Source organism: Xanthomonas hortorum pv. pelargonii, assembly GCF_024499015.1.
In the GTDB taxonomy this organism is placed as follows: Bacteria; Pseudomonadota; Gammaproteobacteria; order Xanthomonadales; family Xanthomonadaceae; genus Xanthomonas; species Xanthomonas hortorum_B.
The window spans coordinates 1,857,767-1,872,795 of sequence record NZ_CP098604.1 but is presented as its reverse complement, the minus strand read 5'-3'; the positions used below and the strand labels follow the sequence as shown (position 1 = coordinate 1,872,795).

Here is a 15,029-nt window from a genome sequence, read left to right as displayed (position 1 = left end):
GGTCGCTCTTGCGAATCCCCAATCACCAATCCCATCGGCCGCGTCAGCGGCCGAGCCCATGCGGCTTGATCCAGCCGGTGTAGATACCGAGGATCACCACCGCGATCAGCGCGACCGACAGACCGATGCGCCAGGTGAGTGCGTTGACGGTGCGCTTGGTCTCGCCGCGATCGGTGAGCAGGTAATAGAGACCTGCGCCCAGGTTCCATAGGATCACGATCAGGAAGGCGACAATCAGCAGCGTCTTGAGCGAATCGTTCACAACAGCCCCGGTGGTCGTCGGCGTGGTAACGGCATTGCACGCCTTTTTGCGTCGCTTGTCATGATGCGCAAGCACACGGCGGTGTTGGGCTGGTGTCTGGCGTTACTGGTCAGCGCGGGTTTTACGGCGCTTGGGTACTGGCAGCTGCAGCGCATGCATAGCAAGCAAGCGTTGCTGGAACGCGCTGCGCATGTGCGCGAGATGCCGTTGACCTTGGTGCAAGCGTTAGCCACGCCGCATGCGCTGTCATGGATCAGCGGAGACGTGCGTTTTCTGCCGCAGCAGGTGTTGCTGGACAACCAGCTGCATGCAGGGCGCGCCGGTGTGCGCGTTTATCAACTTGCCGCGCCACAAAGCAGCCCAGGCACACTATTGATCGATCTGGGCTGGCTGCCGTTGCCGGCCAATCGGCAGTTACCGACGATTACACCACTGCACGGGACCCAGGCAGTGCGGGGGTTGCTCAGCGCGCCGCCATCGGCCGGACTTGCGTTGGGGCCGGCATTGGCCCCCGCCGGTACGCCGCAGACCTGGCTGGCCACACGCCTGGATGCGCCCGCCCTGCGCAGTGCCTTTGGCAGGCGCGACATTTCGTCGCAGGTGTTGCGGCTGGATCCTGCCCTACCGGTTGGTTACGCACGCGATCTGGAGATGCTGCCGAACACGCTGCCACCCGCGCGGCACTTGGGTTATGCGGTGCAATGGTTCGGTCTGGCCGCCGCGGTGCTGGCCACCGCGACGTTGCTGACATGGCGTGCGCGTCGCCGCCGTCGACGCGGGCACTGATGCCTGCGGCATGAGAAAATCGCCGGCATGACCTCATCCACATCGGCCACGCCGCATTCGGTCAAACGCGGCCGCAGGATGCTGATTGCCCTGGCGGTGCTGTTCTTCGGCTCGATGTTGCTGGCCGGCGTGCTGCGCTTCTCCGGATGGCAGCCGGCATCGATGCGCAATCACGGCGAACTGCTGAAGCCGCCCGCTGACCTGCGCGCGTTGGTGCCGCTGCGCGCGGACGGGCAGCCGTATGCATGGACGCCTGCCGAACGCGTATGGCGCATCGCGCTCGCACCGCCCGCCAGTTGCACGCAGCAGTGCGTGACCTTGTCGGCCGAACTGGACAAGGTGTGGCAGCTGCTCGGCCATCGCGCCGACAAGGTGGAGGTGTTGTGGATCGGCGCCCCGCCAGCCGGTCTGCCGCCGATGCCGGCCCTGCGTGTGCTGCGCGACGACGCGCGGCTGCGGCAGGCGTTACCGCGTGCCAACGATGCCGCCGGCGTGCCGGTGTATGTGATCGACCCCAACGGCTTCGTGATCCTGCGATATGCCCCAGGGTTCGACCCGGCCGGCCTGCGTGCCGACCTGGTCAAGCTGCTGAAACTGATGTGAGCCCGTTTCGATGAATCTGTTTGCGCCACCGGCATTGTTCCGCCACTTCCATCGCATGGCCTGGCTGGCGGCGTTGTTCACTGCGAGCACGATCCTGTTCGGGTCGTTCGTGCGCCTGTCCGATGCCGGCATGAGCTGCCCGGACTGGCCGACCTGCTATGGCCGCGTCACCTGGCCGCAGACCAGCGACGAAGCCAACACGCATGTGGCCAGCAAGATCCGCCCGCTGGAGTCGCACAAGGCCTGGCGTGAGCAGGTGCACCGCTTCCTGGCCGGCGCGCTCGGGGTGGAAGTGCTGGTGCTGTCGTTGCTGGCGGTGCGCCGCAGACGCATGGGCATTGCCCAGGTTGTGACTGCGGCGGTGCTGGTGGCGTTGTCGATCCCGCTGTACATGTCCGGCTGGCACACGCTGGCGTCCGGGGTGGCGATCGCGGGCGAAGCCATCCTGCTGCTGGCCGCGCTGCGCTGGAGCAATATCGATCTGGCCCGCGCGGCGGTGCTGACGTTGGCGGTGGTGATCTTCCAGGCGCTGCTGGGCATGTGGACAGTGACGCTGCTGCTCAAGCCGATTGTGGTGATGGGCCATCTGCTCGGCGGCATGCTGATGTTCTCTCTGCTGGTGTGGATGGCCTGGCGCGCGACGCATCTGCCGATCACGCTGGCCGACGCCTCGCGGCTGAAGTGGCTGCTGCGCCTGGGCGTGGCGGTACTGGGCCTGCAGATCGCGCTGGGCGGTTGGGTCAGTGCCAACTACGCGGCACTGGCCTGTGGCGGCGGTAGCTGGTCGGCCGACAATTTCCCGCGTTGCGTGAGCCAATGGTGGCCGCCGCATGACTTCCGCGAAGGCTTCACACTGTGGCGCGGGATCGGGGTGGATTACGAAGGCGGTGTGCTCGATGGCGCGGCGCGTATCGCGATCCAGATGGCGCACCGGTTGTGGGCAATTGCGACGGCACTGTATCTGTGGTGGCTGGCGTGGCGCCTGTCGCGCTCGCCAGGCATGCGCGTGTGGGCCGGTGCGCTGGCGGTGCTGGTGGCGGTGCAGGTGACGCTGGGCATGCTTAACGTCAAGCTGGCGTTGCCGCTGGAAGTGTCGGTGCTGCACAACGGCGGGGCGGTGGCATTGTTGTTCGTGCTGGTCTCGCTGCTGGCGCGGCTGCGCGCGCCGGAGTGAACATGGCTGTCAGCGCACGCGATTACTGGGATCTGACCAAACCCAAGGTGGTGGCACTGATCGTGTTCACCGCGTTGGTGGGCATGTTCCTGGCCATCCCCGATGTGCCGACGTGGCTGCAGGTGCGCACCGGTGCGTTGGGTTTTCTGGGCATCTGGCTGGCGGCGTCGGCGGCGGCGGCGATCAATCAATTGCTCGATGCCAAGATCGATGCACAGATGGCGCGCACCTCTTGGCGCCCGCTGGTGGTGGGCAAGGTGCGGCCGTGGCAGGTGCTGCTGTTCGCCAGCGTGCTGATCGTGATTTCCATGACCATTCTGGTGGTCTGGGTGAATGTCATCACCGCAGTGCTGACGTTTGCTTCGCTGATCGGTTATGCGGTGATCTACACCGTGTACCTGAAGCGGGCGACCTCGCAGAACATCGTGATCGGTGGGCTGGCCGGCGCCACGCCGCCGATGCTGGGCTGGGCTGCAGTGACAGGGTTACCGACCAGCGCCGACTGGATCAATGCCTCGCTGCTGGTGCTGATCATCTTCATCTGGACGCCGCCGCATTTCTGGGCGCTGGCGATCTTCCGTCGCGCCGATTACGCCAAGGCGGCGATCCCGATGTTGCCGGTGACCCACGGCGTGCCGCATACGCGCAGGCAGATCCTGGTCTACACGGTGCTGCTGGCGATCGTGACCCTGCTGCCGGTGGCGGTGGGCATGAGCGGGGTGTTCTATCTGGGCGGCGCGCTGGTGCTCAACGTGGTGTTTCTCTGGTACGCGTGGCGCATGCTCGACCCGCCGGACGAACTGTTCTCGATGAAGATGTTCGGTTACTCCATCGTGTATCTGATGGCGCTGTTCGCGTTCCTGATGGTGGATCACTTGGTGTTGCCGTGGGTCCGCTAGCGGCAGCGACAGGCAGCTGACGCCAGGAGCGGCTGACAAAGCTGCTGTGCGGCCGCTGATGGATGCCGGCCAGGGCTCGGACGCGGCATGTACCAGTCGTACACGCCGGTCCCGGGCACGTTCAACATTGATTGGCCAACCGCCCACCGCGCTCTGTCGGCCGCGCCAAGTCGCCGCGCAACTGCCTGCACGGTTGCGCAGGCTCAGCTCAGCCAGTTGGCGCACTCGCTGGTGTTCTTGCTGCCGCAGCTGGTCTGCATCTTTTGCTGAAGTCGTGTCAGCACCGCATTGCCTTGCTGGTGATGCTGCTTGCCCCAGGTCTTGAGTGCAGCGCCCAGCGTGGCGAAGCGCTGCCGGGTACGTTGACGGTAACCGTCGGGTTGCCCGGCCAGCTCGCCGATCACCTGCGTTGCAGCTGCTTCGATGCCTGCGGTGTCGTCGGGGCTGAGCCGGATCAGGCCATCCACATACATCACGCCCCACTGCACGCGGGTGGCGGGTCCTTGTGCACCCTCGTAGGCCTTCTTGAGCCAGGACAGCGCGGTCTTTTTATCGCCGCGTTGTTCGGCCAAATCGGCCAGTTCGGGCATGTAGTAGTACGGCGTCTTGCTGCGTGCCAACTCGGCCAGCAGCAGCTGCTCGGCCCCGCTGCCATCGCCTACTTCGCTCAGTAGCGCCGCAGCGGTGCTGATGGTGGATTGGCGCTCTTCGTCGGTCTTGGCGGTGTCGGTGGCCCATTGCACGCGTTGCTGCACGGTATCGACCACGGTTTTGGGGAGTGGTGGTTGCGGGCCTTTCGCTTCGGTTTCGGTGGGCTGGCCCTGCGCCAGGCGTGCCAGCTGGATCTGTGCGTAGGCAGTGCCCAGCCGGTCGGCGATCGGCAGCGCGGTGTCGGCGTAGACCTTGTCCAATGCCAGATTCAGTGCGTTGGACAAGGTGGCGCGCTCGCCGGCATCGCTGCTGGCAGCGGCGACCAGACGCGCGGGGACGTAGGTCAGCGTGCCGAGATTGGCGCGTACTTCTGCCGGATCGGCCAGCACCGATTCCAGCAGGGTGCGAGCAGCCGGAGTCGGGGCGGGAGGCTCCTTGGCCGCCGCAATCGCTGCCAGCGCGAAGCTGCGTTGCAGGGCCGGCTGCGGGGCAGATTTGGACAGGCGCGTGAGCACATCGACGGCCTCATCGGGTTTGACAAGCCGATCGTCGGTGCCCCAGGCGTAATTGCCGAGCACGGCCCAGTCGTCCGCGCTGAGTTGCTGCGGGGTCTGCAATGCGGTGTCGAGCAGTTGCTTGGCGGTGCTGGTGCTCTTGGCCGCCACGCGCAGCACATCGGCCAGACGTGCGTTGTCGGCGTCGCCGGCCAGGCGGGTGATCTCGCTGCGATCCGGGCGCAGCACGATGATGGTCGGGTAGCCCTTGATGCCGAAGCGCTCGCCCCAGGCCTGCGCGCCTTCGGAATCGCCATCCAGGTGCACCGCCACGAATTGCTGGGTGCGGGCAATGAAGGCCGGGTCCTTGAACAAGGTGGCCTTCAGACGATTGCACGGCGGGCACCAGGCCGCGCCCCAGTACAGCAGGATCGGCTTGCCGCTTTCCTTGGCCTCGACAAACGCGTCTTCCACATCGCCCTCGCGCCAGGCGATGCTGGACGCTGGGGCGGGCGTGGCCGTTGTCTTGGTCTGCGCGGGTGCCGATGGCGTCGCGGGCTTGTCGCAGGCACTCAGGGTGGCGAGTAGCGCCAGCAGCACGATCAAGGACGGAGAAGGGCGTCGGAACGACAGCGTCATGGCAATCACCGATTGGGGGCGGCAGGGGGACGATCAAGCACTCTAGCGAGCTGTGCCTTACCAACCATGCGACAGCTCATGACGCTTGTCCATCTGCTTAGAACCCGCTCCGAGCTGCAATGTGAAGTGCCATCACGTGGAGCGTCGTGGCTTGGCGTTTGCGGCAGATGCAACCCGCCGACAGCAAGCAGGCACCTGTAGGCCACGCATACGCGGGTCGCGCCTGCGTGTAAGCGATCAGACCACCGCGGTGCAGTGACCGTCGCGCTCAGTGACCACCGGCACCGGTTTGCGGCTCGCTCGGTGCGGTACGTGCATAACGTGCGGCAACGAACGCGCAGACGATCAGCTGCAGCTGGTGGTACAGCATGATCGGCAACACGATCGCACCGAGGCCGCCGCCGGCGAACATCACCTTGGCCATCGGCACGCCGGTCGCCAGACTCTTCTTCGAGCCGCAGAAGACAATTGCGATCTCGTCGGTGCGGTTGAAGCGCAGGCGGCGCGCGATGAAGGTGATCGAGAGCATCGCAACGGCCAGCAACAGCGCGGCCGCGCCGAGTACGGCGAGCAGGGCCGGCAACGGCGTCTTCTGCCACAGCCCTTCGTTCACCGACGCGCTGAAGGCGGTGTAGACCACCAGCAGGATGGTGCCCTGGTCGGTGTAACGCAGCACGGCGCGATGCCGTTCGACCCAGCCGCCGATCCACGGACGCAGGAAATGCCCGGCCAGGAACGGCACCAGCAGCTGCAGCATGATCTTGCCGATCGCCTCGGCCGGGTGCGCCATCGCGCCTTGGCTGCCGACCAACAGACCCATCAACAATGGCGTCAGAAACACGCCCAACAGGCTGGAAAGCGAGGCTGCACAGACGGCGGCCGGCACGTTGCCGCGCGCCATCGAGGTGAAGGCGATCGACGATTGCACCGTGGATGGCAGCGCGCACAAAAACAACAGGCCGACATACAGCTCCGGTGTCAGCGCCAGATGCGCGAGCGGTTTGGACAACACCCCGAGCAGCGGAAACAGCACGAATGTGCAGGTCAGAATCACCAGATGCAGGCGCCAATGCAGCGCGCCGGCCTTGACTGCCTCACGCGACAACCGCGCGCCGTGCAGGAAGAACAACGCGGCGATCGCCACATCGGTGACATTGTCCATGATCGCGGCAGCGGTGCCGTAGACCGGCAGAAACGAGGCGAGCGTGACCGTGCACAGCAGCGCGAGGGTGAATGGATCAATGCGCAACCGCGCCAGCAGCTTCTTCATCGGGGTCCCGGAGAGTGCGCGATCAGGCGCGTGGTGCGCGTCATTCTACGATGCGTGCTCGCTTGGCACCGCACACGACAGCATGACCTAATCCTATCGCGGCAACCCGCGCTACAACGCGGCGAGCGCCTTGAACAGCTCGCGCAGCTCGTATTTGTCGGTGTCGTCCAGTCCTTGCGCGCGCTGCTTGTCCTGCAGTTCGTCCAGGCGCTGACGCAGCAATTGCTTGTCCAGTTGCGCCACCACGTCGTGCAACTCCATCGCCCAACTGTGTTCGTCGCCGGGCAAGACCTGTGCGGCCAGTTTCTGCAGCGCGGCCTGTTCTTCGCGTTCGGCGAAATGCTCCAGCAGGGCACCGGTGCTGATTTCCGGGCGTTGCCGCACCAGCGCCAGCAGCTCCATCAACAGGTCGATGCCAGGCAGGCGCAGGCCGGAAAAATCGTGGTCGCCTTCCAGGCTCATTGCCAGTGACGGTTGCTGCAGCAGGATGGCGATCGACGCGCGCACCAGGCTGCGTTTTTGCGTGGGCGCGCCCATGCGTGCGGGCGGCCGGCCGCCCTTGTGGCATGGACGTTTGCGTGGAGGTGCTGGCGCCCACACCGGTCAGGCGCGACAGTTCCTGCCTCATCAGATCGCCGAACGCGCCTTCGGGAATCTGCGCCAGCATCGGCTTGGCGCGTTCGGCCAGCCGGGCCTTGCCATCGAGCGTGTGCAGGTTGATCTCGCGCGACATCTCGTCGAAGAAGAACTGCGACAGCGGCGTGGCCTGTTTCAGCCGTTGATCGAAGGCCTGCGCGCCTTCCTTGCGCACGATGGTGTCCGGGTCTTCGCCATCGGGCAGAAACAGAAAAAACGCCTGGCGGCCGTCCTTCATGCGCGGCAGCACCGATTCGAGCGCGCGCCAACCGGCTTTACGGCCGGCGTTGTCGCCGTCGAAACAGAAATACACATCCGGTGCGTTGCGAAACAGCAGTTCGGCATGTTCGGGTGTGGTTGCCGTGCCCAGCGTGGCCACCGCCTGGGTGACGCCGAACTGGAACAGCGAGACCACGTCCATGTAGCCCTCCACCACGATCAGCCGCTCGATCTTCTGATTGGCCTGACGCACCTGCCACAGGCCATACAATTCGCGGCCCTTATGGAACAGCGCGGTTTCCGGCGAATTGAGGTACTTCGGGCCGGGGTCGCGGCCATCGGCCGGCGCGCCCATGATGCGTCCGCCGAAGGCGATCACGCGGCCGCGGCGGTCGAAGATCGGGAACATCACCCGGTCGCGGAACTTGTCGTAGACGTGGCCGCGATCGTTCTTGGAAAACAGGCCGGCGCGTTCGAGCACGCTCATGCGGCGCGCATCGGTGCCCAGGGTGTCCTTCAATGCGCTGTAGCCATCGGGCGCGTAGCCGATCTGGAAGCGCGCGCGGTTGTCGGCATCCACGCCACGGCCGTCCAGGTAATCGCGGGCGCGCTCGCTGCCCTCGAGCTGGCGCTGGAAGAACTGGGTGGCCGCTTCCAGTGCCGAATAAAGTTCGCGGCTGTCGTCCTGCTGCTGCGGGGTGCGCTGCTGGGTCTCGCGCGGGATCTCCATGCCGGCGCGCTTGGCCAGCTCGTCGACCGCATCGAGAAATTCGAGGCGGTCGTAATTCATCAGAAAACTAATTGCGGTGCCGTGCGCGCCGCAGCCGAAGCAGTGATAGAACTGCTTGGTCGGCGAGACCGTAAACGAGGCCGAGCGCTCGTCATGGAACGGGCAGCGCGCCGAGTATTCCTTGCCCTGACGCTTGAGCGGCACGCGACCGCCCACCACCTCGACGATGTCGGTGCGTGCAAGCAGTTCGTCGATGAATGCGTCGGGGATGCGGGCCATCCCGCTAGGATATCCCAGCCGCTGGCGCTCGCCGGCTTCAGCGAACGAAGGCCCTTAGAGAGCGAAGGCCCTCAGTGCGTCACTACGTGCAGCCTTGCCACACATGGCACAGGCCGCGCCGGGCGCAATCAACTGCGTGCCGGCGTTTCCGGCTGCGGCGTGACGCTCGGTTCGTCGACCGCCGGCGGCAGGTTGTCCGTATCCACCCCGGCCTCGCGCAGCTTGCGGTGCGAGCGCACGCGCTCGTCGATCACGGCGGTCAGCAAGGCGCCGACGAAGAACACCACCGAGGCGTAGTACATCCACACCAGCAGGATCACCAGGGTGCCCATCGAGCCATACGCGCTGCCGGGTGCCGCCTTGGCGATGTACAGGCCGATGCCGTAGCGCCCCAATGCAAACAACAACGCGGTGATGACGCCGCCGACAAAGGCCTGCCGCCAGTTGACGGTGCGGTCGGGCAGATAGCGATACAGGAAGGCGAAGGCGAGCGAATACAGCGCCAGGGTGGTGACATACCCGATCGCCGGCAGCACCGACGGCAGGCGTGCGAACACCACTTGCAACGCGGTAGTGGCGATCATCGACACGATCAACAAGAAGCCCAGCGCCAGGATCACGCCGAACGAGAACACGCGCTTCTTCAGCCATGCCACGACGCCTTCCAGACGCTCCTTGTCGGTGCGAAAGATCAGGTTCAACGCGTTCTGTAACTGCGCAAACACCGCGGTGGCACCGATGAACAGCAACAGCGTGCTCCACAGCCCGGCCAGCGAGCCTACGCCGGGTTGATCGGTGGCATTGCGGATCACCGTGTCGGCGACTTCCGCTGCGCTACCGCCGGCCAGTTGCGCAATCTGCTGCACCAAGGCTTCCTGTGCAGGCGGATACAGCGATGCAGTCAGCCACAGCAGCAACACCAGCAGCGGTGCCAGCGACAGCAAGGCGTAGAACGACAGCGACGCGGCCTGCGTCATCACGTCGATCTCGAGAAAGCGATTGAGCAGTGCCATCGGCAGGCTGCGTTGCAGGCGGCCCAGATGCTTCTGCAGGTGTTCGGTTGAGAGCTTCGTCACCGGCGGGGGAAATCCTTGGGCATACCGTGATGCGTGCAGGGGTGAGAGGACGAAACCGGTATGCGGAATGCTTCGCCCGCGCCTGCATTGGCGGACCTGTTCTAACAGGGCCGAATCGAAGGTCTGGTGAAAGCGGGCGCTGGATGTCGCGCGATGTGGTGCGCACGATGCGGCACCGAGATAGCCTTGGCTTGCGCGGCGATCTGTATTGCCCTGGCAATCCAGCACAGGGCAATGCGGAGGCAGACTTCAGCCTGCCAGACTCTTCTTGACCAGGGCCGAGACCAGGCCCATGTCGGCCTGACCGGCCAGCTTGGGCTTGAGCGCGCCCATCAGCTTGCCGATGTCGGCGGGGCTGCTGGCACCGGTTTCTGCAATCGCAGCCTGGATGGCGGCGGCGATCTCGGCTTCGCCCATCTTGGCCGGCAGGTAACGCTCGATCACCACGATCTCCTCGCGCTCGATCTGCGCCAGGTCTTCGCGTGCGGCGGCTTCGAACTGGGTGACCGAGTCCTTGCGCTGCTTGACCATCTTGTCGAGCACGGCGATCACGGCCGCATCGTCCATCTCGATACGTTCGTCCACTTCCTTCTGCTTGATCGCGGCATTGATCAGCCGGATCACGCCTAGGCTGTGCTTGTCGCCGGATTTCATGGCGGCTTTCATGTCATCGGTGAGCTGCTGCTTGAGGGGCATGCGGTGACTCCTGAGGTTGCGTGTTGAAAAAGACCAATACAAAAAGCCGGCGACGCTTGCGCGTGCCGGCTCTTGGGTTCGATCCCGATGAGCCGCGCCTTCAGCGCGTGCCCACCGGCAGGGAACCGCGTTCGATCAGTACAAGCGCTGGCGCTTGGTGACGTCGCGCGAGGAACGACGCAACTGACGCTTCACAGCAGCGGCAGCCTTGCGCTTACGCTCCTGGGTCGGCTTTTCATAGAACTCGCGCTTGCGGGTTTCGGCCAGCACGCCGGCCTTTTCGCAGGTGCGCTTGAAACGGCGGAGCGCAAATTCGAAGGGCTCGTTCTCGCGGACTTTAACGCTGGGCATGGGTTCTCCAGATAATGGGATTTCCGTCCGGGAGCCCCGGGCGGGTGCGAGCGGACTCGCGTGACGGAATTTCCGGGTTGCCCCGGCGAGCCGCGCATTATAACGACTTGCCAACGACCTGCAAGCCCCCAGCAAGATTTGCTTCTGCAGGCCTATGAGAAACGCGCTAGAAACGCGTGGGTTTGGGCCTGATCCGGCAATGATCGCACGGCGGCGCCGCATATCGCCCCTGGCCGATCTGCGCAGCGCAAAAGCTGCGAAAATAGGCCGCATGTGCCTGCCTGCCGAGTTGCCGTGAAAGTTCTTGGGATCGAATCATCGTGTGATGAGACCGGTGTGGCGGTCTACGACACCGCGCTATCCGGCGTGCCGGCGCTACGCGCGCATGCGGTCTACAGCCAGATTGCGCTGCATGCCGAATACGGCGGGGTGGTGCCGGAACTGGCCAGCCGCGACCACGTGCGCAAGTTGCTGCCGCTGATCCGCCAGACCCTGGACGAGGCCGGCTTGCGCATCGACGAACTCGATGGCGTGGCCTATACCGCCGGCCCGGGTTTGGTGGGCGCACTCCTTGTAGGTGCAGGCGTGGCGCGCTCGCTGGCCTGGGCGCTGGATGTGCCGGCGATCGGTGTGCATCACATGGAAGGTCATCTGCTGGCGCCGTTGATGGAAGACGACCCGCCGAAGCCGCCATTCGTGGCGCTGCTGGTCTCTGGCGGCCACACCCAACTGGTGTCGGTCAAGGCGCTGGGGTGTTACGAAGTGCTCGGCGAAACGCTGGACGATGCAGCCGGCGAGGCCTTCGACAAGACCGCCAAGATGATGGGTCTGCCGTATCCGGGCGGCCCGCAGCTCGCTGCCCTTGCCGAAACCGGCACGCCGGGACGCTATAAATTCTCGCGACCGATGACCGACCGGCCCGGCCTGGATTTCAGTTTCAGCGGGCTCAAGACCCAGGTGCTGCTGGCCTGGCGCGCCAGCGACCAGTCCGACACCACGCGGGCGGATATCGCGCGCGGGTTCGAGGATGCGGTGGTGGAGACACTGGCGATCAAGTGCCTGCGCGCGCTGGATGCGGCCGAGTGCAACACGCTGGTGGTGGCCGGTGGCGTGGGTGCCAACAAGCGCCTGCGCGCGCGGCTGCAGGAGGCGGCGCAGCGGCGCGGCGGCCGGGTGTGCTTCCCACGCCCGGCCTTGTGCACCGACAACGGCGCGATGATTGCCTTCGCCGGCGCGCTGCGGCTGGAGGCCGGCGAGCGCGCCGATGCGGCGGTGCATGTGACGCCGCGCTGGGATATGGCGAGCTTGCCGCCGTTGGCGGCGGCGCGGGATTCGGGAATCGGGAATAGGGAATCGTAAGAGCGCTATTCCGATTCGTTCTGTGCTGCTTTGCTGTTGCTCGTGCTTCTCACCATTCCCTAATCCCCATTCCCGATTCCCCACCCATGGACAAAGTTTTTATCGAAGGCCTGGAAATCGATGCGCTGATCGGCATCTACGACTGGGAGCGGCGCATCCGCCAGACGCTGCGGTTCGATCTGGAGATGGGGTTCGACAACCGCATTCCGGCCGCCAGCGACGACATCGCCGACACGCTGAACTACAAGGCGGTGAGCAAGCGGCTGATCGAGTTCGTGCAGGGCTCTGACTTCGGGCTGGTGGAAACGCTGGCCGAGCGCTGCGCGACGATCGTGCTGGACGAGTTTGGGGTGCACTGGCTGCGGTTGAAATTGAGCAAGCCGGGGGCGGTGCGCGGCGCGCAGGCGGTGGGTGTGCTCATCGAGCGCACGCGCGTTTCTGCTGACGTGCCACCTTCTCTATAGGGTGTGCCCGCTCTCTGGCCGTACAGTAGCGCTCGGTGTTGTCGGCGGCTGGGCCGTCTGGAGCTTCCGGGCGCCCACCGATGGCAGGTATTGAACGGTTGCGGTGGCGCGTGAGCGACTGCAAGGCAGGTCGTCATTTTGCCGCCCAACGTCTGCCAATGGGGCTGAACATCAGCCTGAACAGGCAGAAGAGTTGCATCCTCGCGGTCGCGTCAGGCTAGAATTGACGGCCATGTAAACGTTTTCTCAAGGATCTCATGGCTGCTGATCGTATCGAAACCCTGATTGCCCGGATGACCGTCGAAGAGAAGGTCGGACAGTTGGGTGTGTTCGCCGACATGGTGCGGCCGTTCGCGCCGGACGTGAATCCCGAAGCCAATGTGCTCAACGCCGACGAGGTGCTGCAGCAGGTCCGGCAGGGCCGGGTCGGCTCGCTGTTCAATGGCGTTGGCGCCGCGCTGGGCGTCCAGATCCAGAAAGTGGCGGTGGAAGAAAGCCGTCTGGGCATCCCGGTGATCCTGGCCGCCGACGTGATCCACGGCATGCGCACGGTGTTCCCGATTCCGCTGGGCGAAGCGGCCAGCTTCGAGCCGGAACTGGCCGAGCGCACCGCGCGCGCCACCGCGATCGAAGCGACCGCTGCTGGCCTGCACTGGACCTACGCACCGGCGGTGGACATTGCGCGCGATCAGCGCTGGGGCCGTGGCGCAGAAGGCGCCGGCGAAGACGTGCTGCTGGGCGCGGCGTTTGCTGCCGCCCGCGTGCGCGGCTTTCAGGGCAGCGATTTGAAAGCCGACGACTCGTTGCTCGCCACCCCGAAGCACTTTGCCGCCTATGGCGCGGTGGCGGCGGGCATGGAATACAACACCGTGGACATCGCGCCGCAAACCTTGCGCGATGTGCATCTGCCGCCGTTCAAGGCTGCCTTCGATGCCGGCGCACTGACCGTGATGTCCTCGTTCAACGACATCAACGGCGTGCCGGCCAGCGCCAACCACGAGTTGCTGACCGAGATCCTGCGTGGCGAATGGCAGTTCCCCGGTGTGGTGATTTCCGACTACACCGCCGACATGGAATTGATCGCGCACGGTTACGCCACCGATGAGCGCGATGCGACCAAAAAAGCCTTCCTGGCCGGTCTGGATTTGAGCATGCAGAGCGGCTTTTATGCCGCGCATCTGCCGTCGCTGGTGGAAAGCGGCGAGGTGCCGATGTCCACGCTGGATGCGAGTGTGCGTCGCATGCTGCAGCTGAAAGAAGCGATCGGCTTGTTCGACAATCCGTATCGCTCGCTGGATCCGGCACGCGAAGCCGATACCGCGCATCTGCCGGCGCACGATGCGTTGTCGCGCGATGCGGCGCGGCGTTCGATCGTGTTGCTGAAGAACGAAGGCGCAGTGTTGCCGCTGAAGAAAAGCGGACAGCACATCGCGCTGATCGGGCCGTTCGTGCAGGACCGCGAGAACATCGAGGGCTGCTGGACCTTGTTCGGCGACAAGGAACGCTATGTGACCCTGGAGCAGGGCGTGCGTGCGGTGGTCGGTGGTGAGCATCTGAGCGTGGTGCCGGGCTGCGGCCTGGAAGAGCCGCTGCCGGGCGGGATTTCCGCCGCCATCGATGCGGCGCAGGCCGCCGATGTGGTGGTGCTGGCGCTGGGCGAGCCGCAGCGGTTCAGTGGCGAGGCGCAGTCGCGCACCGAGATCGTGTTGCCGCCGGCACAGCAGGCGCTGGCCGAAGCCATTGCCGCCACCGGCACACCGATGGTGGTGTTGCTGCGCAACGGGCGCGCGCTGGCATTGAGCGGTGCGGTGCGCGATGCCGATGCGATTGCAGTGACCTGGTATCTGGGCACGCAGACCGGCACCGGCGTGGCCGATGTGTTGTTCGGCGACTACAACCCGTCTGCGCGGTTGCCGATCAGCTTCCCGCAGGTGACCGGGCAGCAGCCGTATTTCTACAACCATCTGCGCACCGGCCGCCCGGAATTGCCGACCCTGTCCGAATACAAGGCGCGCTGGCGCGAAATGCCCAACGAGCCGTTGTATCCGTTCGGCCATGGCTTGAGCTACACCACGTTTGCGTATGCGCCGCCGCAGCTGAGCAGCGCGCAGGTTGGTTGGGATCAGGCGCTGACCATCACCACGCGCGTGACCAATACCGGTAGCGTTGCAGGCGAAGAAGTGGTGCAGCTGTATGTGCACGATCGTGTGGCCAGCCGGGTGCGCCCGGTGCGCGAACTCAAGGGCTTCCGCAAAGTGATGTTGCAGCCGGGCGAGAGCACGGACGTGGTGTTCACCCTGGCACGCGATGCGCTGGCCTTCACCGACCCCAAGGGCGTGTTCGGCGCCGAGCCGGGGCTGTTCGATGTGTGGGTCTGCGCATCGGCCAAGAGTGGCGAGGCAGTGACCTTTGAGTTGTTGGAAGGCTGAAAGCGTGTCCTC

At 65.2% G+C, this 15,029-nt stretch carries 13 protein-coding genes and 1 pseudogene; 7 read left to right on the top strand and 7 right to left on the bottom strand.

What is annotated here, in order from left to right; all coding sequences use genetic code 11:
* Positions 1–43: 43 nt before the first annotated feature.
* Positions 44–262 carry a twin transmembrane helix small protein gene (locus tag NDY25_RS08335; RefSeq protein WP_006449736.1) on the bottom strand — a complete coding sequence of 73 codons (219 nt, stop codon included), beginning with the start codon at positions 260–262 and terminating at the stop codon, positions 44–46.
* Positions 263–322: 60 nt separating this feature from the next.
* Between NDY25_RS08335 and NDY25_RS08330 the strand changes: the two genes are divergently transcribed.
* From NDY25_RS08330 to cyoE, 4 genes are read left to right on the top strand one after another with little or no spacing between them, the layout of a single operon-like run.
* Entirely contained in the window at positions 323–1,048 is a 726-nt protein-coding gene (locus tag NDY25_RS08330) for an SURF1 family protein (protein WP_168960024.1), read from the top strand.
* A 27-nt stretch (positions 1,049–1,075) separates the two neighbouring features.
* Positions 1,076–1,651 (top strand): hypothetical protein, encoded by a 576-nt coding sequence (locus NDY25_RS08325; RefSeq protein ID WP_168960025.1) that lies wholly within the window; start codon positions 1,076–1,078, stop codon positions 1,649–1,651.
* Between the two features lie 10 nt (positions 1,652–1,661).
* Complete coding sequence (locus tag NDY25_RS08320) at positions 1,662–2,825, top strand: COX15/CtaA family protein (RefSeq protein WP_023905443.1); 1,164 nt, start codon at positions 1,662–1,664, stop codon at positions 2,823–2,825.
* A gap of 2 nt (positions 2,826–2,827) precedes the next feature.
* Entirely contained in the window at positions 2,828–3,724 is an 897-nt protein-coding gene (gene cyoE, locus NDY25_RS08315; RefSeq protein ID WP_168960026.1) for a heme o synthase, read from the top strand.
* 203 nt (positions 3,725–3,927) lie between these two features.
* Here the strand turns inward: cyoE and NDY25_RS08310 are convergent, their stop codons facing one another.
* The 6 genes and pseudogenes from NDY25_RS08310 to rpsU form a co-directional block, all read right to left on the bottom strand.
* Positions 3,928–5,508 carry a thioredoxin family protein gene (locus NDY25_RS08310; protein WP_168960027.1) on the bottom strand — a complete coding sequence of 527 codons (1,581 nt, stop codon included), beginning with the start codon at positions 5,506–5,508 and terminating at the stop codon, positions 3,928–3,930.
* Between the two features lie 268 nt (positions 5,509–5,776).
* Positions 5,777–6,778 (bottom strand): bile acid:sodium symporter family protein, encoded by a 1,002-nt coding sequence (locus tag NDY25_RS08305; protein WP_168960028.1) that lies wholly within the window; start codon positions 6,776–6,778, stop codon positions 5,777–5,779.
* A gap of 111 nt (positions 6,779–6,889) precedes the next feature.
* Positions 6,890–8,642: pseudogene (gene dnaG, locus NDY25_RS08300) on the bottom strand (DNA primase).
* 128 nt (positions 8,643–8,770) lie between these two features.
* Positions 8,771–9,718, bottom strand: coding sequence for a YihY/virulence factor BrkB family protein (locus NDY25_RS08295; RefSeq protein WP_074056523.1), 948 nt, complete (start codon positions 9,716–9,718; stop codon positions 8,771–8,773).
* 249 nt (positions 9,719–9,967) lie between these two features.
* On the bottom strand, positions 9,968–10,414 hold the full coding sequence (locus NDY25_RS08290) for a GatB/YqeY domain-containing protein (RefSeq protein ID WP_168960029.1): 447 nt from the start codon (positions 10,412–10,414) through the stop codon (positions 9,968–9,970).
* 135 nt (positions 10,415–10,549) lie between these two features.
* Entirely contained in the window at positions 10,550–10,765 is a 216-nt protein-coding gene (gene rpsU / locus NDY25_RS08285; protein ID WP_002808376.1) for a 30S ribosomal protein S21, read from the bottom strand.
* A gap of 294 nt (positions 10,766–11,059) precedes the next feature.
* Between rpsU and tsaD the strand changes: the two genes are divergently transcribed.
* The 3 genes from tsaD (at position 11,060) to NDY25_RS08270 (ending at position 15,017) form a co-directional block, all read left to right on the top strand.
* Complete coding sequence (tsaD, locus tag NDY25_RS08280; RefSeq protein WP_168960030.1) at positions 11,060–12,124, top strand: tRNA (adenosine(37)-N6)-threonylcarbamoyltransferase complex transferase subunit TsaD; 1,065 nt, start codon at positions 11,060–11,062, stop codon at positions 12,122–12,124.
* Positions 12,125–12,210: 86 nt separating this feature from the next.
* Positions 12,211–12,588 carry a dihydroneopterin aldolase gene (gene folB / locus NDY25_RS08275; RefSeq protein WP_168960031.1) on the top strand — a complete coding sequence of 126 codons (378 nt, stop codon included), beginning with the start codon at positions 12,211–12,213 and terminating at the stop codon, positions 12,586–12,588.
* A 257-nt stretch (positions 12,589–12,845) separates the two neighbouring features.
* A complete protein-coding gene (locus tag NDY25_RS08270) occupies positions 12,846–15,017 on the top strand; it encodes a glycoside hydrolase family 3 N-terminal domain-containing protein (RefSeq protein ID WP_168960032.1) in 2,172 nt (723 codons plus the stop codon).
* The last annotated feature ends 12 nt before the right edge of the window (positions 15,018–15,029 follow it).

What these genes read in the sequence shown, in the direction of transcription:
- NDY25_RS08330 (WP_168960024.1), top strand. Translation starts at nt 323, where the DNA reads ATGATGCGCAAGCACACGGCGGTGTTGGGCTGGTGTCTGGCGTTACTG.
- NDY25_RS08325 (WP_168960025.1), top strand. Translation starts at nt 1,076, where the DNA reads ATGACCTCATCCACATCGGCCACGCCGCATTCGGTCAAACGCGGCCGC.
- NDY25_RS08320 (WP_023905443.1), top strand. Translation starts at nt 1,662, where the DNA reads ATGAATCTGTTTGCGCCACCGGCATTGTTCCGCCACTTCCATCGCATG.
- cyoE (WP_168960026.1), top strand. Translation starts at nt 2,828, where the DNA reads ATGGCTGTCAGCGCACGCGATTACTGGGATCTGACCAAACCCAAGGTG.
- NDY25_RS08310 (WP_168960027.1), bottom strand. Translation starts at nt 5,508, where the DNA reads ATGACGCTGTCGTTCCGACGCCCTTCTCCGTCCTTGATCGTGCTGCTG.
- NDY25_RS08305 (WP_168960028.1), bottom strand. Translation starts at nt 6,778, where the DNA reads ATGAAGAAGCTGCTGGCGCGGTTGCGCATTGATCCATTCACCCTCGCG.
- NDY25_RS08290 (WP_168960029.1), bottom strand. Translation starts at nt 10,414, where the DNA reads ATGCCCCTCAAGCAGCAGCTCACCGATGACATGAAAGCCGCCATGAAA.
- rpsU (WP_002808376.1), bottom strand. Translation starts at nt 10,765, where the DNA reads ATGCCCAGCGTTAAAGTCCGCGAGAACGAGCCCTTCGAATTTGCGCTC.
- folB (WP_168960031.1), top strand. Translation starts at nt 12,211, where the DNA reads ATGGACAAAGTTTTTATCGAAGGCCTGGAAATCGATGCGCTGATCGGC.
- NDY25_RS08270 (WP_168960032.1), top strand. Translation starts at nt 12,846, where the DNA reads ATGGCTGCTGATCGTATCGAAACCCTGATTGCCCGGATGACCGTCGAA.